The organism is Synechocystis sp. FACHB-908, assembly GCF_014698595.1.
Classification (GTDB): domain Bacteria; phylum Cyanobacteriota; class Cyanobacteriia; order Cyanobacteriales; family Microcystaceae; genus Synechocystis.
In genome coordinates this window covers 314,179-336,419 of record NZ_JACJTH010000011.1, presented here as the reverse complement: position 1 = coordinate 336,419, position 22,241 = coordinate 314,179, and the positions used below count along the sequence as shown (strand labels likewise).

General features: G+C 48.9%; 20 protein-coding genes. 10 read left to right on the top strand and 10 right to left on the bottom strand.

Annotation, left to right across the window (positions count from 1 at the left end):
• Positions 1-23 precede the first annotated feature (23 nt).
• The 3 genes from H6G46_RS04655 to grpE form a co-directional block, all read right to left on the bottom strand.
• Complete coding sequence (locus H6G46_RS04655; RefSeq protein ID WP_010873516.1) at positions 24-1,058, bottom strand: AI-2E family transporter; 1,035 nt, start codon at positions 1,056-1,058, stop codon at positions 24-26.
• Positions 1,059-1,106: 48 nt separating this feature from the next.
• Positions 1,107-3,185, bottom strand: a complete 2,079-nt coding sequence (dnaK, locus tag H6G46_RS04650) for a molecular chaperone DnaK (protein ID WP_010873517.1) — start codon at positions 3,183-3,185, stop codon at positions 1,107-1,109.
• A 233-nt stretch (positions 3,186-3,418) separates the two neighbouring features.
• Entirely contained in the window at positions 3,419-4,168 is a 750-nt protein-coding gene (grpE, locus tag H6G46_RS04645; protein ID WP_010873518.1) for a nucleotide exchange factor GrpE, read from the bottom strand.
• 217 nt (positions 4,169-4,385) lie between these two features.
• Between grpE and H6G46_RS04640 the strand changes: the two genes are divergently transcribed.
• From H6G46_RS04640 to ribD, 4 genes are all read left to right on the top strand, one after another.
• Positions 4,386-6,404: a GspE/PulE family protein gene (locus tag H6G46_RS04640; RefSeq protein ID WP_010873519.1), complete on the top strand. Its 2,019-nt coding sequence runs from the start codon at positions 4,386-4,388 to the stop codon at positions 6,402-6,404.
• 83 nt (positions 6,405-6,487) lie between these two features.
• Positions 6,488-7,642 (top strand): RNA methyltransferase, encoded by a 1,155-nt coding sequence (locus tag H6G46_RS04635; protein WP_010873520.1) that lies wholly within the window; start codon positions 6,488-6,490, stop codon positions 7,640-7,642.
• Between the two features lie 221 nt (positions 7,643-7,863).
• On the top strand, positions 7,864-8,502 hold the full coding sequence (locus H6G46_RS04630; RefSeq protein WP_010873521.1) for a class I SAM-dependent methyltransferase: 639 nt from the start codon (positions 7,864-7,866) through the stop codon (positions 8,500-8,502).
• An 87-nt stretch (positions 8,503-8,589) separates the two neighbouring features.
• Complete coding sequence (ribD, locus tag H6G46_RS04625; RefSeq protein WP_010873522.1) at positions 8,590-9,696, top strand: bifunctional diaminohydroxyphosphoribosylaminopyrimidine deaminase/5-amino-6-(5-phosphoribosylamino)uracil reductase RibD; 1,107 nt, start codon at positions 8,590-8,592, stop codon at positions 9,694-9,696.
• On the opposite strand, the gene H6G46_RS04620 is transcribed toward ribD, so the two are convergent.
• Positions 9,647-9,799, bottom strand: a complete 153-nt coding sequence (locus H6G46_RS04620) for a DUF2256 domain-containing protein (RefSeq protein WP_071822661.1) — start codon at positions 9,797-9,799, stop codon at positions 9,647-9,649. The genes ribD and H6G46_RS04620 overlap by 50 nt on opposite strands.
• A 15-nt stretch (positions 9,800-9,814) precedes the next feature.
• On the bottom strand, positions 9,815-11,101 hold the full coding sequence (locus tag H6G46_RS04615; RefSeq protein WP_010873523.1) for a pitrilysin family protein: 1,287 nt from the start codon (positions 11,099-11,101) through the stop codon (positions 9,815-9,817).
• Positions 11,102-11,321: 220 nt separating this feature from the next.
• Here H6G46_RS04615 and H6G46_RS04610 point away from each other — a divergent pair, with 220 nt between their 5' ends.
• A complete protein-coding gene (locus H6G46_RS04610; RefSeq protein ID WP_010873524.1) occupies positions 11,322-12,383 on the top strand; it encodes an Mrp/NBP35 family ATP-binding protein in 1,062 nt (353 codons plus the stop codon).
• A gap of 2 nt (positions 12,384-12,385) precedes the next feature.
• Here the strand turns inward: H6G46_RS04610 and accC are convergent, their stop codons facing one another.
• Positions 12,386-13,732 (bottom strand): acetyl-CoA carboxylase biotin carboxylase subunit, encoded by a 1,347-nt coding sequence (gene accC / locus H6G46_RS04605; RefSeq protein WP_010873525.1) that lies wholly within the window; start codon positions 13,730-13,732, stop codon positions 12,386-12,388.
• Between the two features lie 117 nt (positions 13,733-13,849).
• Between accC and H6G46_RS04600 the strand changes: the two genes are divergently transcribed.
• A complete protein-coding gene (locus tag H6G46_RS04600) occupies positions 13,850-14,509 on the top strand; it encodes a hypothetical protein (protein WP_010873526.1) in 660 nt (219 codons plus the stop codon).
• Between the two features lie 37 nt (positions 14,510-14,546).
• Here the strand turns inward: H6G46_RS04600 and H6G46_RS04595 are convergent, their stop codons facing one another.
• Positions 14,547-15,026 (bottom strand): nucleoside deaminase, encoded by a 480-nt coding sequence (locus H6G46_RS04595; RefSeq protein WP_010873527.1) that lies wholly within the window; start codon positions 15,024-15,026, stop codon positions 14,547-14,549.
• A 213-nt stretch (positions 15,027-15,239) separates the two neighbouring features.
• Here H6G46_RS04595 and fmt point away from each other — a divergent pair, with 213 nt between their 5' ends.
• From fmt to rpsD, 4 genes are all read left to right on the top strand, one after another.
• Positions 15,240-16,232 (top strand): methionyl-tRNA formyltransferase, encoded by a 993-nt coding sequence (gene fmt / locus H6G46_RS04590; RefSeq protein WP_010873528.1) that lies wholly within the window; start codon positions 15,240-15,242, stop codon positions 16,230-16,232.
• A gap of 35 nt (positions 16,233-16,267) precedes the next feature.
• Entirely contained in the window at positions 16,268-17,071 is an 804-nt protein-coding gene (locus H6G46_RS04585) for an ABC transporter ATP-binding protein (protein ID WP_010873529.1), read from the top strand.
• A 121-nt stretch (positions 17,072-17,192) separates the two neighbouring features.
• The gene (locus H6G46_RS04580) at positions 17,193-18,317 is read left to right on the top strand and encodes an abortive infection system antitoxin AbiGi family protein (RefSeq protein ID WP_231848037.1); all 1,125 of its coding nucleotides are present in this window, start codon (positions 17,193-17,195) and stop codon (positions 18,315-18,317) included.
• A 164-nt stretch (positions 18,318-18,481) separates the two neighbouring features.
• Positions 18,482-19,090 (top strand): 30S ribosomal protein S4, encoded by a 609-nt coding sequence (gene rpsD, locus H6G46_RS04575; protein ID WP_010873531.1) that lies wholly within the window; start codon positions 18,482-18,484, stop codon positions 19,088-19,090.
• 238 nt (positions 19,091-19,328) lie between these two features.
• On the opposite strand, the gene H6G46_RS04570 is transcribed toward rpsD, so the two are convergent.
• From H6G46_RS04570 to H6G46_RS04560, 3 genes are read right to left on the bottom strand one after another with little or no spacing between them, the layout of a single operon-like run.
• Positions 19,329-20,408: an AI-2E family transporter gene (locus H6G46_RS04570; RefSeq protein WP_020862136.1), complete on the bottom strand. Its 1,080-nt coding sequence runs from the start codon at positions 20,406-20,408 to the stop codon at positions 19,329-19,331.
• Positions 20,405-20,608, bottom strand: a complete 204-nt coding sequence (locus H6G46_RS04565; RefSeq protein WP_041428192.1) for a hypothetical protein — start codon at positions 20,606-20,608, stop codon at positions 20,405-20,407. Before H6G46_RS04565 ends, H6G46_RS04570 begins: the two co-directional genes overlap by 4 nt.
• Before the next feature lie 21 nt (positions 20,609-20,629).
• A complete protein-coding gene (locus tag H6G46_RS04560) occupies positions 20,630-21,892 on the bottom strand; it encodes a gamma-glutamyl-phosphate reductase (RefSeq protein WP_010873533.1) in 1,263 nt (420 codons plus the stop codon).
• Positions 21,893-22,241: the final 349 nt, after the last annotated feature.

Sequence of the window (22,241 nt, the reverse complement as noted above, 5' to 3'; positions counted from 1 at the left end):
TCCCCCTATTCTTCTCTACGGCACTAGATAAAATCATTGAGCATATCCCGTATGAAACTAGCAATGGGGATAGCCACTAAAATACCTAACAATCCGGCCACCTTGGCACCAATCATCAAGGAAAGTAAAATCCAAACGGGGTGCACCCCGGTGACACGACCCAGTAATTTTGGGGCTAGGCCATTTTCCACCACCTGATCCACTACAGTGGCGATCGCCAAGACTTTAATGCCCAACCAAATGCTCTGAAAACTGGCAATAATACTGATTAAAACAATGCTGGTGCCTCCCCCAAAGGGAAAGAAAGCCATAAAGCCAACAAACATACCAAATAGTAGGGCCAGGGGCACTTGAAAAATGCTTAGAGAAATGATTAAACTAACCCCTAGCAACGCCGCCACGGTGGCTTGGCCAATGTAGTAATTCTGAAAACTATGGCGTAATCTTTGTCGTACCTTATGACGCCAATCAATGGGTAACCAACGGAATATGCCATCCCAAAATGTCTGTCCCCGCAGCAATAAATAGACAGTCATAATAAAGATAAAGCCGGCTTCTACTAAGCTACCTGCAGTCCAAATCAATAAATTTATTAATTGGTTGGTAATGGAGCGAATTTGGTTAGGAAACTCATTGGATAATTCCCGGCCCCAAGCACGGAAATTGGTGGGAATTTCCCACTGATTGCTTAAATTATCTAGGCTTTCTAAGTGGCGATCGCCCAGGGCATTGAGATGGGGCAAAAGTTGTAAAACAGTACGAATTTGATCTACTAATTTGGGAATTACCAACAGACCAATCACCGCCAAAATAATCGCCGTGGTGAGTAATACCAATGCCACTGCGTAGGGCAACTTTAGACGGGGATAGCGCTGGAGCCAACGCACCGGATAACCGAGAATAAAAGCGACCAGGTTCGCAATAATAAAAATTCTCAGGGGGGACTGGAAATAATCCAATATCTGCAGTAGTACCCAACCGTTGAGCAGACACAGGGGCAACGTCAGACCAATCCACAACCAACGGCGATCGCCAGGGGGCATATTGGGCCAATTCATCAAAAAATAAAATAGTTAAACAATCCCAGCGACGGCAATTATCCTGGACTAATCGATCGCTTCATAGTCACTGTAAACAGTTTCATCAGCGTCAAAGTCAAATTCCTCCCCGTCATCTAGACCGTACACTGGAGCAGTTTCCACATAATCCATCCCACCGGGATTGACGGTGCCATTGATCATAGTGCCCGGTGTCATGGTGATGCCCGAGGACGCTTGGATAGGATTCAAATTGGTTTCCAGGGATTCAATCATTTGACTTGTCCCACTGCTAGTGCCCTGAACAAAATTGGCAAATTCATTACTAGCAGCCCCTTTGCCCTGTTGATAGACTTCCGTACCAATCAGTAAAATAATTTGCCGGAATTCCTCCACCAAGGTCTGCAATTTCTCCACCGGCGTATTGGGGGTCCGTAAGGCGATCGCCAATTGGTCCTTCTTCTGCTTGCCAGAAGACTTGAGTTCTTCCCGCACTAGTTCACCGCTTTCCTGGAGTGTAGTCTCGTAGGTGTGGAAAAGGCTATCCGCTTGGTTTTGTAGTTCCATCATCCGCAGACGCAATTGATCCTGGGCGGCATACTGTTGCGCCTCCTGGCGCATCTTTTCAATTTCTCCGCCGCTCAAGCCACCGGTATGGCTAATCACAATACTCTGTTCCTTGCCTGTGCCTTGGTCCTGGGCAGAAACCTTGAGAATACCATTAACATCAATTTCAAAGCTGACCTCAATTTGGGGCATCCCCCGGGGAGCGGGAGGAATCCCCGCCAGTAAGAACTTACCCAGGCTTTTGTTATCCCTGGCCATGGCCCTTTCCCCCTGGATAACATGGATTTCCACCGATGTTTGTCCGTCGACCGCTGTGGAAAACACTTCTGAGCGACTAGTGGGAATGGTGGTATTGCGTTCAATGATTTTTGTTGTTACCTCCCCTAGGGTCTCCAAACCCAGGGATAAAGGCGTTACATCCAACAGCAACACATCCTCCACCTCGCCACCAATGACCCCAGCTTGAATAGCGGCTCCTAAAGCTACTGCCTCATCTGGGTTAACGGAACGCTCTAACTGACTGTCGGGAAAAAATTCTTGAATAACCCGTTGAATGGCCGGAATACGGGTAGAGCCTCCCACCAGAATAACTCGGTGGACATCACTGGCCCTGATCTCACCATCGTCCAATGCCTGGGTGAGGGGAACCCTAGTATCTTCTAGTAATTGCTTAGTTAACTCCTCAAACTGGCTCCGGGCAAGTTCCATTTCCAAGTGTTTGGGTCCCGACTCATCTGCGGTGATAAAAGGCAAGTTAATGGTCGTATTCAGCATGCTGGAGAGTTCGATTTTGGCCTTCTCCGCCGCCTCCCGTAGTCGTTGAATCGCCATTTTATCGGTGCTTAAGTCAATATTTTCCTTTTGCTTAAAGGATTCTGCCATCCACTGGACAACGCAATTATCAAAATCATCCCCCCCCAGATGGTTATTACCAGAGGTGGATAGCACTTCAAATACTCCGTTACCAAGCTGTAGCAGGGAAACATCAAATGTGCCCCCCCCCAAGTCAAACACCAAAATTAACTCTTCCGTTTCCTGTTTATCTAGCCCATAGGCCAAAGCCGCCGCCGTTGGCTCATTGATAATCCGCAATACTTCCAAACCGGCGATCGTCCCTGCATCCTTCGTCGCTTGGCGCTGGGCATCGGTGAAATAGGCCGGCACGGTAATCACTGCCTGGGTAACCGGCTCCCCCAAAAAAGCCTCAGAGTCCGCCTTCAGTTTTTGCAAAATCATGGCGGAAATTTCTTGGGGAGTATAGGATTGTCCGCGAATAGACACACTGACGGTATCGTCCCGCCCCTTAACGCAGTTATAGGGCACCCGGGAACGTTCCTCCACCGTGTCATCCCAGCGTCGCCCAATAAAGCGTTTGATGCTGTACACCGTATTTTCCGCATTGGTCACCGATTGACGCTTGGCCAATTGCCCCACTAACCGCTGGGAACCTTTGGTGAAACCCACAATGCTGGGGGTGGTACGGCCTCCCTCCGTGTTGGTAATCACAATAGGTTTGCCCCCCTCCAACACAGAAGCACAACTGTTGGTGGTTCCCAAATCAATGCCAATGACTTTGCCCATAACTGCTGACCCCGAAAAACAATTGGTGACTTCTAGGTATTTTCTAGGAAAATTTAAGTCTTTTGATGCAAATTTAGACCATTAAGCCCCACTTGGCCATCCTTAGAGCCCATTTTATATTCCCATTCCTTTTTTCCCATTCTTCGACCCTGGAGTGATCGGAGTTTTTGCAAGACTGAAAACGCCGAAAATAGAACGAGGGACAGTGGAATGTCCCCCAAAATGACTGAGTACTAGGGGTTAGCTCCCGCCTCTCCATTCACCACTTCAGCTCCTTCTTCCGGAGCCACCGCCACCTTGACCATGGAATGACGCAGCACAATGTCATCTAAAAGATAACCCCGCACCAACTCCTCAATCACCGTATCCTCGGGATATTCAGCGGTGGGTTCCCGGAGCATCGCCTCATGGTATTTAGGATCAAAAGGTTTTCCCTCAGGGCGCATGGGAGCTACCCCCAAACCTTTAAGGCTGTCCACCAGGTTTTTGTACACCCCCTGATAACTTTTGTGGATCTGATTTTCCCCGTCGGAGTTGGGCTTGATCTGGGTGCGGGCCCGCTCAAAATTGTCCACCACCGGCAAAAGTTCTGTTATGGTCCTTCCTTTGATGAGTTTTGCTTGCTCCTCTTTCTCCCGCTGGGTGCGCTTGCGAAAATTATCAAATTCAGCTGCCAGGGCCACGTAACGCTTTTTGATGGAGTCTAGTTGCTCCGACTGTTCAGCCAATTCCTGGCGATGGCTGGCCAGGTCTTTTTGCAGAATGGCAATTATCTCTTCACTGCTTTTTTCTTGTTCCAGCGGCCCCCCTTCCGTTTCTGTGGCAGCGCCAATCCTCGGATCTTCCGACTGTTCCCCGGACGGCTCTCCTAAAACAGCATCAGTGGGCTGGGGACTTTCCTCCGGAGTTACGGCAGGAACATCACTGGCCTCTGGGGAGACAGGATTGGTTTGATTTTCGAGGGAAACTTGATCTTCGTTCATCTTTATAAGGTGAAACCTAGTTGTACACTTTATCTAAGCGTAACCCGACCTGAAAAAAACTCCGAATCCGATCGGGAGTTATGACGATGTTATTTCAATTCAGGTAAGTTAGTGCGGCCAGTTAACTAGACCGGAGGATTATCATTGTGAATAATCACCGATGGTCACCATTGGCTAGGGAATAGTTTACATCATACGAATCTGGGTAGGTCTTGCTATGACATCTTCCTCCTCTTCCAAGAAAAGCCGTGCCGTTGCCCTACGAAATTATTTTTCCCCCTTCGGCAATAAATTGGTGGCGGGGGGCCATGTAGATGCTGAACAATTGCGACAGGCCCTAGTCCAGGTGAAAAAAACTGGGCGGTCTTTGCCCGAGGAACTTAAGGCAGTCACTGGCCGAGAATTGTCCCCAGAACTACTGCGGCAGTACAAAAAAAATCAGTTATTTGAGCTCAAAGTACTTTACGGGGTGGACAGCGTCGATCCGGAGGTTGCCCCGATCGCCACCCAGCAAATGGCCGAGTTGATTGGGCGATTTTTTCCTTTGGATACTTGTCGGCGATTCAAGTTTTTGCCCTTAGCCCAGCAGGAAGGCGACCCCCCCAGTGTGCTAGTGGCCATGGTGGACCCCGATAACTTGGCTGCCCAGGACGAGCTAAACCGAATTTTGCGGGTTAAAGGTTTTGAATTGCGCCGCTTGGTGGTCACCCAAGATGATTTTAACCAACTGTTGGAACAGTACTATGCCATCCGGGAAGAGTGGGAGGCGGCCCAGGAAAAAAGGGACCAGGAAAGGGCCCTTGATAAACTTAATGATTTGACGGATATTGTCGGCTCCATCGACATGAATCTGGGGGAGGACAAAGAAGATGTAGATAATGCTCTAGACTCCAACGATGCTAACCAAGCACCGGTGATTAACCTGGTCAACAAAATTTTGGCTAAGGCTCTCCAGGAAGGAACTTCCGACATTCACGTGGAGCCGCAGGAAGAAACCCTGAGAATTCGTTTCCGCAAGGATGGGGTTTTAAATCAGGCTTTCGATCCCCTGCCCCGCAAAATTACCCCCGCCGTGGTGGCCCGTTTTAAAATTATGGCGGACATGGACATTGCGGAGAGGCGATCGCCCCAGGATGGCAAAATTCGCCGTATTTACCAGGGCAGGAAGGTGGATTTTCGGGTTAATACCCTACCCAGCCGCTATGGGGAAAAGGTTTGTTTGCGGATTTTGGACAACTCCGCCACTCAGTTGGGCTTAGATTTTCTAATCACTAACCCCGAAACCCTACAAACGGTAAGGGAATTGGCCGCCCGGCCCTATGGCTTAATGTTGGTGACGGGGCCCACCGGATCGGGAAAATCCACCACCCTCTACTCGGTGTTGGCGGAACGCAATAGCCCCGAGGTGAATATCAACACAGCGGAGGACCCGATTGAGTATGCTCTACCGGGCATTACCCAAGTGCAGGTGATTCGGGAAAAGGGCATGGATTTTTCCAATATTCTGCGGGCATTTATGCGTCAGGATCCCGATGTGATTCTGGTGGGGGAAACCAGGGATAAGGAGACGGCCAAAACGGCCATTGAGGCGGCTCTGACTGGACACTTAGTTCTCACTACTCTCCACACCAATGATGCGGCCGGGGCGATCGCCAGATTGGATGAAATGGGAGTGGAGCCGTTTATGGTTTCTGGGTCATTGTTGGGGGTGTTGGCCCAACGGCTGATGCGGAAAGTTTGTACGGAATGTCGCATTGCTTACCACCCTAGCAAGGAAGAATTGTCCCGCTTTGGGCTGTCCGCTTCCGGGGATGAAGTGGTTACTTTTTATAAAGCCAATTCCCTCAGTCCCGACGAAATCCATCTTGCCCGTCAAAAAGGTAATTTATGTCAAAAATGTAGTGGCAGTGGCTATAAGGGTCGGGTGGGGGTCTATGAGGTGATGCGTAATTCTGAGCGTATTGCTGAATTGATTAACCAGGGGGCCACCACTGACCGCATTAAGGATTGTGCGGTGGAAGAGGGCATGATCACCCTATTGGCCTATAGTCTTAATTTAGTGCAGGAAGGCTACACCACCCTAGAGGAGGTGGAACGGGTCACTTTCACCGATACCGGACTGGAGTCAGAAATGCGGGCTAAGCGCAAGAGTGCTTTAACCTGTCGTACGTGTGCGGCGGAACTGCAACAGGAATGGCTTGATTGTCCCTATTGCATGACTTCCCGGTTTAGCTAAATAGCGATGGGGGTGAGGGGGGAATTAGCTCTGTCCATGGACCATTGATAGGTGCACTGTCTTCCATTCTTTACCATTGACCAATGCCAGACACTAGCGCCTTTTCCGCAACAACTCGGCCCTATTTTGCCACTGTGGCCCGGGGACTGGAGGCGATCGCCGCCCAGGAGTTAACTGAATTGGGGGCAGAACAGGTAAAGCCAGAATTTGCTGGGGTTGCCTTCATTGGCGATCGGGCCCTACTGTACCGCATTAACCTCTGGTCTCGGTTAATTTATCGGGTGCTGATGCCCATGGCCACGGTCAAAGCCTTTAACGCCCAGGACCTATACCGCAGCATCAAAAAAATAGATTGGGACGAATATTTCAGCCCCGAGCAAACTTTACAAATTAACTGCACTGGCAAAAATCCCCAGCTTAACCATAGCCATTTCACCGCTCTTCAGGTGAAAAATGCCATTGTTGATCAACAGCGTGATCGCTATCAACGTCGTTCTAGTGTTGACCTCGAGCAGCCAGATATAGTTATCAATGCCCACATTCACCAAAACCATTGTCAACTAAGTTTGGATAGTACGGGTTTTAGTCTGCACCGTCGGGGTTATCGGCCTGCCCTGGGGAATGCCCCCCTGAAGGAGACCTTAGCTTCTGCTTTGTTAACTATGGCCGGATGGACTCCGGAACTCCCCCTTTATGATCCCCTCTGTGGCTCTGGTACTTTTCTCTTGGAAGCGGGGCTACAAAGTTTAAACATTGCTCCCGGCAAATTTCAGCCTGGTTTTTGTTTTCAGCAATGGCCCGATTTCGACCAAGACCTCTGGCATTCCCTCCTGCAAACAGCCAAGGCCGGGGAAAGGGATACCCTCCAAGCTCCCCTGTGGGGCAGTGACGGCGATCGGGAGGTAATTCAGGCGGCTAAGAGCAATGCCCAACAATGTCAGTTGGGAGGAAAAATCCATTGGCAAAAATTGAATTTTGCCGACATTGAACCACCGGCCGCCGAAGGAGTGCTAATTTGTAATCCTCCCTACGGTAAGCGCATTGGCCAAGAGGAAGCATTGGGGGATTTTTATCAACAAATAGGGGATGTGCTCAAGCAAAGATTTAGGGGTTGGACAGCCTTCGTTTTCAGTGGAAACAAGGCTTTGACCAAACGCATTGGCTTAAGAACCTCTGCCCGTTTTCCCGTTAACAATGGCGGTCTACCCTGCACTCTGTTGAAGTATGAACTTTACTGAAGTTGCCACATTGAATTATTGATTATTGAAAATTTTTAACGGTAACAATTAACCAATTTGCAATTGTTGGTGTTGTCTCCAGTTTGCTCCCCTACTCTGACCCTATTTCGTCCTTGGGTGGGTCAGGAGATCCCGAAAAATGCCACCATAATGGGTTAGTAGTTGATTTCTCTTCTTTCTCTCCAACTACTGCTTACCATAAAGTTTTTGCTGTTTTCACCATGACCGATCGCCGTCAGTATGCTCCCGCTACCCAACGCAACCGAGAGACGATCGCCGCTGTTTTGCAGGAGTATCTCCCCTCCCAAGGCAGTATTTTAGAAATTGCCAGTGGCACCGGGGAACATGCTTGCTTTTTTGCGCCCCTATTTTCCCCCCGTTGGTGGATTACGTCTGACCCAGACCCCCTTTGCCGGGAAAGTATCATGGCCTGGCGAGACCATCAAGCATTGGCCAATTTTCAGTCACCTTTGGATTTGGACGTTAATGACCAGGTTTGGCCAGTGGAGCGAGAAATATTACGGGAACCCGTTACTAGTATTGTGGCCATCAACTTGATTCATATTTCCCCCTGGGAATCCTGCTTAGGGTTACTAACTGGGGCAGAACGCATTTTGCCGGAGGGGGGCATCCTCTATCTCTACGGCCCTTACCGCCAAAAGGGAGTACCAACGGCTCCTAGCAATGAAGCGTTTGATCAATCGTTGCAAAGTCGTAACCCAGCTTGGGGTTTGAGGCAGTTGGAAGATGTGATTGGGGAAGCGGGAAAGAGAAATTTACACAATCAAGCAATAATTCCCATGCCTGCTAACAATTTATCGGTAATTTTCCAGAAGGGGTCAGGGCAAAATTCTGGTTAATATTCATTACTCACAGTCGGGAATTGCTGGGTAATCCGTTGCTAAAAATCCAGTAGATTTGACTAGATTCCATTTCCCTACCCTGCCATGATCTCAGACCAAACCCATATGCGTCGTTGCCTAACCCTGGCAAAAACGGCGATCGGCAAAACAGCCCCCAATCCCCTGGTGGGGTCGGTCATTGTCCAGGGAGACGAGATTGTCGGCCAAGGTTTCCATCCCCAAGCGGGGCAGCCCCATGGGGAAATTTTTGCCCTCTGGGAAGCTGGCGATCGGGCCAAGGGAGCGACTCTATACGTCAATTTGGAGCCCTGTAACCATCAAGGTCGTACTCCCCCTTGTACAGAAGCAATTATTCAAGCGGGGATCGCCAAGGTGGTGGTGGGCATGGTGGACCCCAATCCTTTGGTGGCGGGTAAAGGTATTAGTCGATTGAGACAGGCCGGCATTGAGGTGAAGGTGGGGGTGGAAGAGGAAGCTTGTCAGCGACTGAATGAGGCTTTTTGCTTTCGCATCAAGCATCAACGACCCTTTGGCATTTTCAAATACGCCATGACTTTGGACGGCAAAATTGCCACTGCCCAGGCCCATAGCAGTTGGGTGACTAGTAGCTCGGCTCGTCATTGGGTTCATCAATTACGCAGTCAATGTCAGGCGGTGATTATTGGGGGGAATACGGTGCGGCGGGATAATCCTTTGTTAACGAATCATGGGGTGGGCGAGGTGAATCCTTTGCGCGTGGTGTTGAGTCGTAGTTTAGATTTACCCATAGAGGCTCAATTGTGGGATCAAGATGTAGCTAAAACTTTGGTTATTACGGAAAAAACCTGTGATCGAAATACGCTTAGCCATCTAGAAAAATTAGAGGTAGAAACCCTAGTGTTGGAGCAATTAACTCCCTTGGCGGTGATGGAAGAGTTATATCAACGGAACTGTTTGCAGGTGTTGTGGGAATGTGGCGGTATTCTCGCTGCTGAGGCGATCGCCATGGGGACAGTGCAAAAAGTCCATGCTTTTCTGGCCCCGAAAATTATTGGTGGGGTTGCAGCCCCGACTCCGGTGGGGGAACTGGGTTTTCAACAAATGACCCAAGCGTTGAATTTAACTGATCTCCATTGCCAGGCAATCGGGCCCGATTGGTTATTTACGGGCTACCTATGCGGGAACGACGACAACGGTCAGAGCAATATTTAACTTCGTCCCAACAATTGGCCCATTTTTTCCGCCAGGTGAAGGGACGCTGGCAAACGGGACAAATTTTGCTGGGCAGATGGGCTTTGTTACCTCGGTGGGCCATGGTTATTAACCTCGATCAATCCTCTGCTGGTAAAGCAATAACCTTGCCGTAGGCAGTGGGGGACAGGTAAGTTTGGGCTGATTTTTGTAGATCTGCGGCCGTTAAAGCTTGAATTTGCACGGGGTAGGTCAAGGCCGGTTCTAAATCGCCAATTTGGGCGTAGTAATAACCATATAAATTAGCCCGATCGCCGGGGCGTTCATTACCGAAAATAAAACGATTGGCCACTTGGGTGCGGATGCGTTCTAAATCCTTTTCTGGAATGGGTTCATTTTGTAGTCGCTCAATATGGTCTAGGATGTATTGCTCTACCATGGGAATATTTTCCGCTGGTAACTGGGCCGAAATGTAGAACATACCCTGGGTAGCCTGGGTGGAATTACTGGCACCGATCGCCGTCACTAAACCCTTTTCTTCCCGCAATTCCCTAAACAAACGCGACACTCTTCCCCGACCCAAAATCACCGCTAAGACCCCCAGGGGCAAAGTTTTCTCAAACTGGTCTAACCCTGGCGATCGCCAGAGCAAAATTAGACGGGCCTGTTGCAAACTGTCATCCACCACCGTGGTCGTTTCTACCTTAGTGAAAGGCGGCGGAATATTAACCAGCGGGGGCATTAGGGTTTGGGAAGGGGATTTGACCCGGTAACAATCGGCAAAACTGCGGGCTACAGTTTCCACCAAATTACCAACGGACTGATTGCCCACCACCGTCACTGTCATGGCTGGGGGCTGGTACCAATGGGCGTGGAAATCCCGCATTTGTTGAGCTTGGAGATTTTCGATAATTTCCCGCCGTCCCAAAACAGGGCGAGCATAGGGAGTGCCGGGAAAAGCCAACTGCACCACCTGCTGAAAAATGCGTCGCTGGGGATCATCCTGCGATCGCCGAATTTCCTCTAGCACCACTAACCGTTCCCGTTCAAAGGGTCCATCGGCAATGGTGGGATTGAGCACCACATCCAGCTGTAAAGGGGCCAAATGCTCAAAATCCTGGGGCGCAGAGGTGAAGTAAAACTGGGTGTAATCCTGGCTGGTGGCCGCATTGGTGCCCGCCCCCCTTGATTCAATGGCCCGCTCAAATTCCCCCATGGCCAGGCGGGGAGTACCTTTAAACACCATATGTTCTAAAAAGTGAGCAGTACCGTTAATTTCATCTCCCTCCCAGCGAGAACCCACCCTCAACCAGAGCTGAAAAGATATGGCTTCCACCGGCATCTGCTCCGCAATAATGGTCAAACCATTAGGCAACACTTCAACATGGGGCAGATTGAGGCGGGGAGGCAATAGGCTGGGGGTCATGGAGGAAAACGGATAGGGTTTGCTCTATGTCTCTTTCCACTCTGACACAATGCTTAGGTTTGGGGGGAATTTTCTTCTCTTTGCTGAGACCCTGCCCAATGGTAAAGCTTAACTATTCCTGGGGGGTAAACCGCTGGAACCTGCCCAAAAACCTTTAAGATCAAGGGGTGGACTGTAATCCCCAAGAGAATTCTCCCAATTTTTGTCATCATTTGCCACTATGCTAACCACCGATGCCGTTTTAACTGTACTCCGTCCCGTTCAAGACCCCGAACTACAAAAAAGCTTAGTGGAACTGAACATGATCCGGGATGTGGCGATCGCCGGGGGCACTGTTAGTTTCACCCTGGTGTTGACCACACCGGCCTGTCCTTTGCGGGAATTCATTGTGGAGGATTGCGAAAAGGCGGTGAAAACTTTGCCGGGGGTGGAAAAGGTGGAAGTAAAGGTGACGGCGGAAACCCCCCAGCAAAAATCCTTGCCCGATCGCCAATCGGTGGGACAAGTGAAAAATATCATTGCCATCTCCAGCGGCAAAGGGGGAGTGGGGAAAAGCACTGTGGCGGTGAATGTGGCCGTGGCCCTGGCCCAAACTGGAGCGGCGGTGGGACTATTGGATGCAGACATTTATGGTCCCAATGCCCCCACCATGTTAGGTCTAAGCGGTGCGGCGGTACAGGTGCAAAATAGCCCCCAGGGGGAAGTGCTGGAGCCAGTGTTTAACCATGGCATCAAAATGGTTTCCATGGGCTTTTTAATTGATCCAGACCAACCAGTAATTTGGCGGGGCCCCATGTTGAACGGCATTATCCGTCAGTTCCTCTACCAAGTTAATTGGGGAGCCTTGGATTACCTGATCGTGGATATGCCCCCCGGTACCGGCGATGCCCAGCTTACCCTAACTCAATCGGTGCCCATGGCCGGTGCAGTCATTGTCACCACCCCCCAAACTGTCTCTTTGTTGGATGCCCGCCGGGGTTTGAAAATGTTCCAACAAATGGGGGTAAACGTGTTGGGCATTGTGGAAAATATGAGCTACTTTATTCCTCCGGATCTGCCGGATCGCCAATATGATCTCTTCGGTTCCGGCGGCGGCGAAAAAGCTTCCAAGGAATTGAATGTACCCCTATTGGGCTGTGTCCCGTTGGAAATTGGCCTACGGGAGGGGGGAGACAAAGGCGTTCCCATTGTGGTTTCCCAGCCCGAATCAGCCTCGGCCAAAGCCCTCACGGCGATCGCCAAACAAATTGCCGGCAAGGTTTCCATGGCAGCCCTGGTTTAGCACTAGGGTGTTAAATGCTCTTCGATGAAATTGGTGTACACATCCCCGGCCAGAAAAGCTGGGGTTTGTAGTATGCGCTGGTGAAATTCCAATGTGGTGGGTACTCCAGTGATGGCGCATTCCCGCAAGGCTCTCTGCATTCTCTTGATGGCCGAAGGGCGATCGCCAGCCCAAACAATTAATTTGCCGATCAGGGAATCGTAGTAGGGAGGGATTTCATAGTCGGTGTAAACGTGGGAATCAATGCGGACTCCGGGGCCACCGGGGGGGAGATAAGCACTGATTTTGCCGGGGTGGGGGCGAAAATTTTGTTTGGGATCTTCAGCATTAATGCGGCATTCAATGGCATGGCCACGAATTTCCACGTCGGACTGGCGGAAGCGGAGTTTTTCTCCCATGGCAATGCGGATTTGTTCCGAAATCAAGTCATAGCCGGTAATCATTTCTGTAACCGGATGCTCCACCTGAATGCGGGTGTTCATTTCCATAAAGTAGAAATTACCGTTACCATCCACCAAAAATTCCACTGTGCCGGCTCCGACGTAGTTAATGGATTTGGCCGCTTTCACCGCCGCCTCCCCCATTTTTTTCCGCAAGTGGGGAGTCAAAAAGGGACTAGGGGCTTCTTCGAGTAACTTTTGATGTCGCCGTTGGATGGAACAATCCCTTTCCCCCAGGTGCACTACGTTACCGTGGCTATCGGCCAAAATTTGGAACTCAATATGGCGGGGTTTTTCAATGAATTTTTCCAGGTAAACCCCTGGATTGCCAAAGGCCGCCCCTGCTTCCCCCTGGGCCGCATGGAACAGTTTGAGAAAATCCTTTTCTTCCTGGACGAGGCGCATCCCCCTACCGCCGCCCCCAGCTGTGGCTTTAATAATTACCGGGTAACCAATTTCCGCTGCAATTTTTAGGGCCGTTGCTTCCGACTCAATCAAGCCCGGACTGCCAGGCACACAGGGCACACCGGACTTTTGCATGGTTTTCTTGGCGGTGGATTTATCCCCCATGGCGGTGATGGCTTCAGGGCTGGGGCCGATGAAAGTAATTTGATGGTCGGCACAAATTTCAGCAAAGCGGGCATTTTCCGCTAAAAATCCGTAACCAGGGTGAATGGCAGTGGCGTTGCGGGTGAGGGCGGCGGCAATGATATTGGGAATGTTGAGATAGCTTTTATTGCTGGGGGGTGGCCCAATGCACACACTCTCGTTGGCTAGTTGCACGTGGAGGGCATGGCGATCGATGGTGGAGTGGACTGCCACGGTGGGAATGCCCAATTCTTCGCAACTGTGAATGATGCGTAGGGCGATCTCTCCCCGATTGGCAATTAAAATTTTGGCGAATTGCATTGGCCCACCCAGCTCTAGCGTTGGAAAACGATGTGTTTAGTCTTTTAGTAGAATATCGGGTTTTGTTGACTAGGCGATCGCCGATATACTGACCCCGCGTCCCCATTCCCATTGCCCATGACTTCCCCACCAACTCCAGACCAGGCCGCCGATGAGTATTTTGAGTATCATTTTGCCCATCGGGTCACCCCGGACCACCACGAAATTTTTCTGGAATGCCAAGAACAGTTAAAAATATTAGTAACAAAATATCCTGGTTATATTAGCAGTGAATCCACGGAATTAAGATCTGAAGGGGATATTTTTGTAGCGGAGACTGTAATCCGTTTTGATACACTGGAAAACTTTATGGGCTGGATAGATAGCCCGGAAAGAAGGCAACTAATTTACCTAGAAGAAAATGCTGGTTATCAGTTTGAAGGTAAAGTTAATACGGAAGGTTACAGTCGTTGGCTAAAACGCAAGTTGAGCAAACCTTCCCCTGTGTGGAAAATCAATCTTTTGGTGTTGTTGGTGCTTTATCCCACTGTGATGGGCTTTAACCTATTATTCCGTAAACCGGATTTTATCGACTTTCCCACCTGGATGCTATTTGGTAATTTTTGTAGCGTCTCTATCACGGGTTGGTTTGCGGTACCTTGGGTCAGTGGCATTTATCAACGCTGGCTAGAAGGTCAAGGCACAAAAAAAGAGCAAGCACTGGCTTTAGTAACCATTATTCTTGCCCTGCTTTTACTACTGCAATTTTTCCGGGTAATTTTCCAACAATTGGCCTAAAAAATAACGCTACATTTTTGGTAAGATTTGTACCAATTTAATAGCGGGCACCGTCCGGTAACTGACGAAATTCCTGCCAAACTACTTGGGCTTCTTCCTGTAAAATTTGCTCCGGTGCCAGCAGTCTTTCGGGGTAAGGTTTTTCCAAGTCTTTACTGATGTTACTGTCGTCAAAGAGATCTTCAAAATCGCTCCAACCAGCGGCGTAGTAAATTTTGTCAATCCTGGCCCAATAGCTGGTGGCGTAGCACATGGGGCAACATTCACAACTGCTGTACATCACCGCCCCTTCCAGGTTCCAGCTACCCACGGTTTTACAAGCTTCCCGGATGGCATTGACTTCCGCATGGGCAGAGGGATCATTATCTTGGATCACACTGTTCCCGGCCGCCCCAATCACTTCTCCGTCTTTGACAATCACGACGCCAAAGGGACCGCCGGTCTTGTTGACCACCCCCGCATCCCTCATAATGGCGATCGCCTGGCGCATGTACTCACGGTCTTGTTCGGTAACCATTGGGGTATATCCTCAAAAAGGGTAGATTTAGTCCGATGAACTACGACTGTACTTGGTTGTAATTTGCTTAACTATCGGCCCGAATTGTACTTTTAATTCACTAGAAGGATTAATGCAGAGATGCCGTTTCTCACAATTCTTTACATTGTTAAGGGTAATTAAGACCATGGTAGTTAAAGGTGTAATGAACTGGGCAGACTTTCTAGATATTTTGTGATGAAAACTGTTTTCTTTGGTACACCAGATTTTGCTGTTCCTACCCTGGAAGCTCTTTTGGGGCACCCGGATATTGATGTGTTGGCGGTGGTGAGCCAGCCCGATCGCCGTCGGGGTAGGGGGAGTAAGTTAATCCCTTCCCCAGTTAAAGAAGTCGCAGTACAAGCCGGTATTCCTGTGTGGCAACCGGAACGGGTCAAACGATGCCAAGAAACCTTAGCTAAGTTAAAAAATTGCCAAGCGGATTTCTTTGTGGTGGTGGCCTATGGGCAGCTACTTTCCCCAGAAATTTTGGTCATGCCCCGGCTGGGATGTGTCAATGTCCATGGATCCCTCTTACCCAAATATCGTGGGGCTGCTCCCCTGCAATGGGCGATCGCCAACGGAGAAACGGAAACCGGAGTCACCACTATGCTGATGGACGAAGGCATGGACACCGGGGCCATGCTGCTGAAAACTACTACCCCCATTGGCTTAATGGATAACCTAACGGCGATCGGCGATCGATTGGCTAGGTCGGGGGCGGAATTGTTAGTGCAAACCCTAAAGGATTTAGATGCAGGCCAACTGCAACCCATTCCCCAAACTGAAACGGAAGCCACCTATGCCCCACTGCTGAAAAAAGGGGATTTTGTCATTAATTGGCACCGGAGTGCCCTGGAAATCCATAACCAAGTGCGGGGTTTTGCACCGGCGTGCCACACAGCTTGGGGAGAGCAGATTTTGAAAATAATTAGCACTGTTCCCCTTGGAGCTGAATTTTTTCCCCTCTTGCCGGAAAAGTATCAAGATTTAGCCACCGCCTACCTAAATTACTCATTAGAAGCGGGGGAACCAGGCAATATAATCGGCACCATCAAAAATTGGGGACCTGTTTTGGAAACCGGCAACGGCCACCTATTATTGGAACAAGTTCAACCCCCAGGCAAAAAGCCCCAAAGCGGTTGGGATTTCATCAACGGGAACCGGAGCACCATTAGCTTCGCCTAAATCAAAGTAATTGAGCGGTAATTGACACAGTTTCCATGAGCGATCGCATCACGCCGGCAGAAAACCTCGGTAGTCCAGAAAGTTCCCTACTCCTCGCCCAGGGACTATCCAAAAGCTTTGGCGGTCTGCGGGCAGTGGACCACGCCGATATTGTAGTCAAAGAAGGTAGCATCACCGGGTTAATTGGCCCCAACGGTGCTGGCAAAACCACCCTATTTAATCTACTCTCCAACTTCATTCGTCCTGACCAAGGGGAAGTGCTTTTCAATGGTGATTCCATTGGCCAGCTAGCCCCCCACCAAATTGCCCTACGGGGTTCTGTGCGGACTTTTCAGGTGGCCAAAGTGCTCTCCCGCCTGACGGTGTTGGAAAATATGTTGCTGGCGGATCAACATCAGACTGGGGAAAAGTTTTTGCCCCGACTAATTAATTTTCGACGGGTCCAGAAGGAAGAAAGGGCCAATCGGGAAAAAGCCATGGCCATGTTGGAGTCGGTGGGCCTAGGGGCTAAAGCCCAGGATTATGCCGGAGCGTTATCGGGGGGGCAACGGAAGTTATTGGAAATGGCCCGGGCCTTGATGAGCAATCCGAAACTAATTCTGCTAGATGAACCCGCCGCTGGAGTTAACCCCACCCTGATTGGGCAAATTTGTGAACATATTGTCAACTGGAACCGCCAGGGCATCACTTTTTTAGTGATTGAACACAATATGGACGTGATCATGACCCTCTGTCATCACGTTTGGGTATTGGCGGAAGGGAGAAACTTAGCCGATGGCACTCCCGAGCAAATTCAATCTGACCCTAGGGTTCTGGAAGCCTATTTGGGCGATTCCTAGAAAATTTAAGTCTAAACTACTTTTTTCTAACTTCAAATCGGTGGTGCCTAGCACAATGTCAAACAAGATCCCCAAAAATAGAACTCGGACATTTGACTTGACTCCCGGTGAAAAACCGGACATGTCCCCCTATTTATTTCATTTGACAACAAAAGACAGCCTAATAAATATTCTAGAACAACAAAAATTAATATTGAATATCCCTCGTGGTGCAAATAAAGAGAAGCATCCATATAAAATGGTTTGTTTTACTGAAAGCCCACCCTTCGCATTAGATTTTTTTAGATATAGATGGAGTGACAGAAAAGATAGAATCAACTTAGAGTATGGCTTAGGATTTAGCAAAGAGACAATGGTTCATAAAGGTGTTTATCCTACTGTTTATCTTGACGAATCTTTGTTTAGTTACGTCAAAGATCTTAAAAAAAGAGTAGATGGTAGCCAAAAATCAACCAATGAAATGAAGAAGGAAATGGAACTTTTGATAGCACAAATTTCCCCTCTATTTGAAAATGCAGACTTACGGGGCTATACATGGGAAAGAGAATGGCGATGTACACGAGGAGATTCTCTAGAGTTTGATTATGTCGATATAAGATATATTTGTTGTCCACGCGCAGAACAAGAAGCTATCAGAAAAATAATAGAAGATTCTAATGAGGTTGAAGCTATCCAGCACATTCAATTTTTAGAAAATTGGCAGGAGTATGATGAAATAACCACTTTTTTGCAGAGGAGACAATTTACTGGAGACGATGAATTAGAGGAACTACTGGCGGAAAAGTGCCGTACCAACAATTTAATTAATTATTACAATTCACACTATAAAAAAATAGATGAACTGAAAACTCATCTCAACCAGGTAGTCAATTACATAAATAACAAAAAAGAAGAGATTCAAGATTCAATCAACAGAGAAGCAATACTTGAATATATAGCAGAAAATTTTGGAGAAGAGTCAATTGAAGGAGGTGTAAAGAGTATAATAAATGACGGGAGTATTGACCTCGGCTTAATTATTGCCAATGTTGCATATTGTGTCAAACAGAAAGTGAAAAAACAGGTGAAGGGAAAAAAAGTAGATGGAGAATACATACGTCGCAGCATAGAAGAAAACTATGCAGATAACCAAACTCAAAAAGAACGAAACAATGACAACAAAGTGATAGAGGATATTGAAAGTGGTATGAACTCTTCATTCAATTCAAAGTGGGAGAGGATAATCGACCCACTAGAACAACATTGACTATTGAGATGTGTATTGTATTTGTATGCCTTGTTTTTACAATGCAAAGTTAATGATTTAAGCTAATCCAGTGGCTACCTTATCTAATAATCTCTAGGTTTTGCTTGGACAATGGGGTATAATGGGACGTTTGGGAATTATTAATTAGGAGATGACCAACTAAGATGTCTCGTTATAGAGGACCTCGTCTGCGGATCGTCCGCCGCCTTGGGGAATTACCCGGTTTAAGCCGCAAATCCCCTCGCCGTGCCTACCCCCCCGGCCAACATGGCCAAGCCCGTCGCAAACGTTCTGAGTATGCCATTCGGCTAGAAGAAAAACAGAAACTACGGTTGAACTACGGCATTACGGAAAAGCAATTGGTCCGTTATGTGAAAAAAGCCCGTCGGGCTACGGGTTCCACCGGACAAGCTCTGTTAGAACTGCTGGAAATGCGCTTGGACAACACTGTGTTCCGTTTGGGCATGGCTGGCACCATTCCGGGGGCTCGGCAGTTAGTCTGCCACGGCCACATCACCGTTAATGGCCAAGTAGTAGATATTCCTAGCTACCAGTGCCGCCCCGGGGATATTGTCAGTGTCCGTGATCGGGATCGTTCCCGTAAATTGGTGGAAACCAATATGGAATTTCCGGGTTTGGCCAATGTGCCTTCCCATTTGGAGTTCGATAAAAATACGTTTACTGGCAAGGTCAACAGTGTTATTGACCGCGAGTGGGTGGCGTTGCAGATCAATGAATTGCTTGTAATTGAGTATTATTCTAGGAAAGCGTAGATCTGTCTGGGGAAATGGGGGAGGTTTCACTTTCCCTTTCCCTAACCACGGAAGGGTGGCATTTTTTGAACAAGCATAGAGTTAAAAACTGCGAAACTTCTTTGGAAGTTAATATTTAGCATTTCCTGACTGATTCAATTTAGATCTAGTCGATGTGGACTTCGTGGGAGTTTACAGGAGGATTATTCTCACCTTCAGGCCGACTTATCCGTCAGTTAAACCTACTGTGGCCCCCTCTCTAGGATTTTGGTAATGCAGGGGAGGTTTGTGTTGGTTTTTCTTCTCCAGCGTCTTCCGAGCTTTGCCAACGGTCAAGAATATCTTTTATTAGTATTTCTTGCACTAACACTTGTCCCACTAGGGTTAGGGGCACCGCCAACCACAGTCCAAAAAGTCCAAACACACTCACAAAAAAGACCTGGGCTAACAGTAAAACTCCCCGCAAAATTGGCTGGGGTTTGCCCATGCAATGGAGGGTGATCCAATGGAATTCAAAATAATTAATCAGTCCATAGAGTACCATCACCAATAGGGGTTTCCAGGCATTATCCAACAGGGCGATCGCCATGGCGGGGACTAGACTAATCAGGGGGCCAATGTTGGGAATGACGACAAAAATACCGGCCACAAGGGCTAGGGCCAGGGGAAGCCGCACCTGAAGTAAAACTAAACCGAACCAAGTGGCAGCGGTGACCACCACAGCACTGACTACCACCAACCGGAGCCAATCTTCTAGCAAGATTTCCGATTCCTTCAGAATTACATCAACCCGTGCTCGATAAAAAGCGGGGAAACAACGGATGAAACCCTGACGGTAAGCCCTGGGATTAGCCAAAAACATCAAACTAAGCACAATCAACAGTAAAAGGGTGAGGGGTAACCCTAGGGTGCTGTAAAACAGGCCTAAACCGTTGCCGGCTAATTTTTGCAAAATGGGCCTAATCTGCCCGGTAATTTGTTGCCAGTTGGGCAGGAGGGGGGTTAATTCTGGGTCGATCGCCCTGGCTATTTTCCGGAGCCATTGTAGAGTGCCATCAATGCTGGCGGGCACCAGGGTCAGGAGTTGCTGGAATTGGTCCACAAAGGGGGGAATGATCAGAGCCACTACTATTACTAGGGCCAACAGTAGAATGATGACCGCTAGGGGAATGGATAATTGTTTTTTGACGCCCCGTCGCTGGAACCATTGGGAAAGATGGTTGAAACCGTTGGCCAGCACCACCGCAGCAAACAGCAGTAGCAATAATTGGCGGATCTGCCACAGGACTGCCCCCATCAAAAGGAGACTAATAAAACCAGACCATTGGGCAAAGGTCATGGTATTTTCCTCCCCTGCCATTCCTGTAGCCCTAACCAAACGGCGATCGCCAGCACTGGAGTGAACACCAATAGTAAGACCCAGGGCAACTCCGGTGGGGGAGCAAAGGCAGGCACAATAAATTTAATGCCCCAGGAGATTAAGAATGAGGGAAGTAATACTTTTAGAGTCAGTAATGCCAGAGAATTTAAATGGGACATGGGTAATGGCTCAAAAAATGCTCAACTGCGACTTTCTCCCTGGACAATTTGCTTGGGGGTCATAAATGCTTCTAGCCCAATTAAGCCGCGCCTTTGACCCTTTTGGCTCGATACTCCCAAAAATAATGATTCCCCATGGCGGGGATTACGACAAAAATAGGGCGGAATATTCACATAAACCAGGGCGCTGTCCACCCCCATGGAAAATTGGCGACTTTCCTGGTAGGAATCCGTGGCAATACAGTCCCCGTGGCCACTGCTATGGCTATTGATCCAGGCGATCGCCGTTTTCAGGTTTTGGGTAGTGCGAAAGGCCACTGTCCTGTCCAGGTAAGCTTTACCCCATTCATTCTCCTTAGCTAGGGTGAGATGGTCGGGAAATTGCTCACAGAGTTCAGCGTCCCCCCGGAGCTTAAAGCCCTTGGCCTGCAAGTTGTTCAATAGGCGTACCAAGGGCGCTGGATTTTGCCCCGGACTAACCAAAACTTTTTCAATGGCATTGACCGGATCTGGATGGCCCACATGGCTGTCAATGATCATCTGGCGCACCATTTCCAAGTCCCCTTTACTAGACCAGTAGAGGTAACAGTTGCCCATGGCGGCCTTCAAGACCGGGGGAGTGCATTGTTGGCTAATTTGTTCCACAAAACTGGGGCGGCCATAGGGAATAACCAAATTGAGCTGGCTGGCATTGCCTACCAAGTCCTGCACATTGGGTGAGGTTTCGCTGGGAATATGGCTAACGCTATCCACTGGTAAATCCGCATCCAGTAAACCTTCCCGCAATATTTCGCAAATAGCCGCCGTGGAATGGCTCGAAGCACCGCAACTTCTTAGAACTAGACTGTTCCCCGTTTTCAGGCAAAAGCCCGCGGCGATCGCTGCCAATTCAGGAAAGGATTCATAGACCAGGGCCACCACCCCCAAGGGCATTAACTGGCAATAGGTCTGGGCCAGGTTAAATTGGTAGGGGGAAGCCATAACTCGCTGGAGGGGATCCGGCAGGGAAGCCAAACGCTTCAGGATAGTCACTGTGTTTTGCAACCTTTCCGGGGTGAGCTTGAGCCATTCACAGAGACAATCCGCCACGGACATTTCCCGACTCACCACCAAGTCCAAGGTATTGGCTTCCAAAATTTGGGCAAAGGAACGTTCCAACGCCTCCGCCATGGCCAACACCGCCCGACTCCGATCATTACCGCCATAGGAATCGAGGGCAAGGAAAGCTCCCTGGGCAGCATCGAGAACCCTTACTAAACCGGCCGCGGCATCGTCGCTAGTCATCGAAAATTATAGGGGGCAAAGCCCACCCGCAAAGATGGATTTATTTCGGACAGTTTGTTTGACGGACACCCACCCAAGTAACAAAAAGGAAAGGCTAGGGGTTTTGGAGGTTAGAGGTAGCCAATCGCCGGATTGACAGTTACAAATAATTAAACAATCAAAGCCCAAATTTAGTCAAAATGGCGATCGCCAAGGGACAGTCAGCCAGGGTGGATAATCTGGCTAATCATTAAGAAAAATTGCAAAAGAGTTTCGTTGTGTAACGTTGCGGTTTGGAAATAAAAAAGCTTCGTTAGGATGAAAGCACCCAGAATATTTGGCCGTTATCGCTCCAGGGACGGAGATGGAG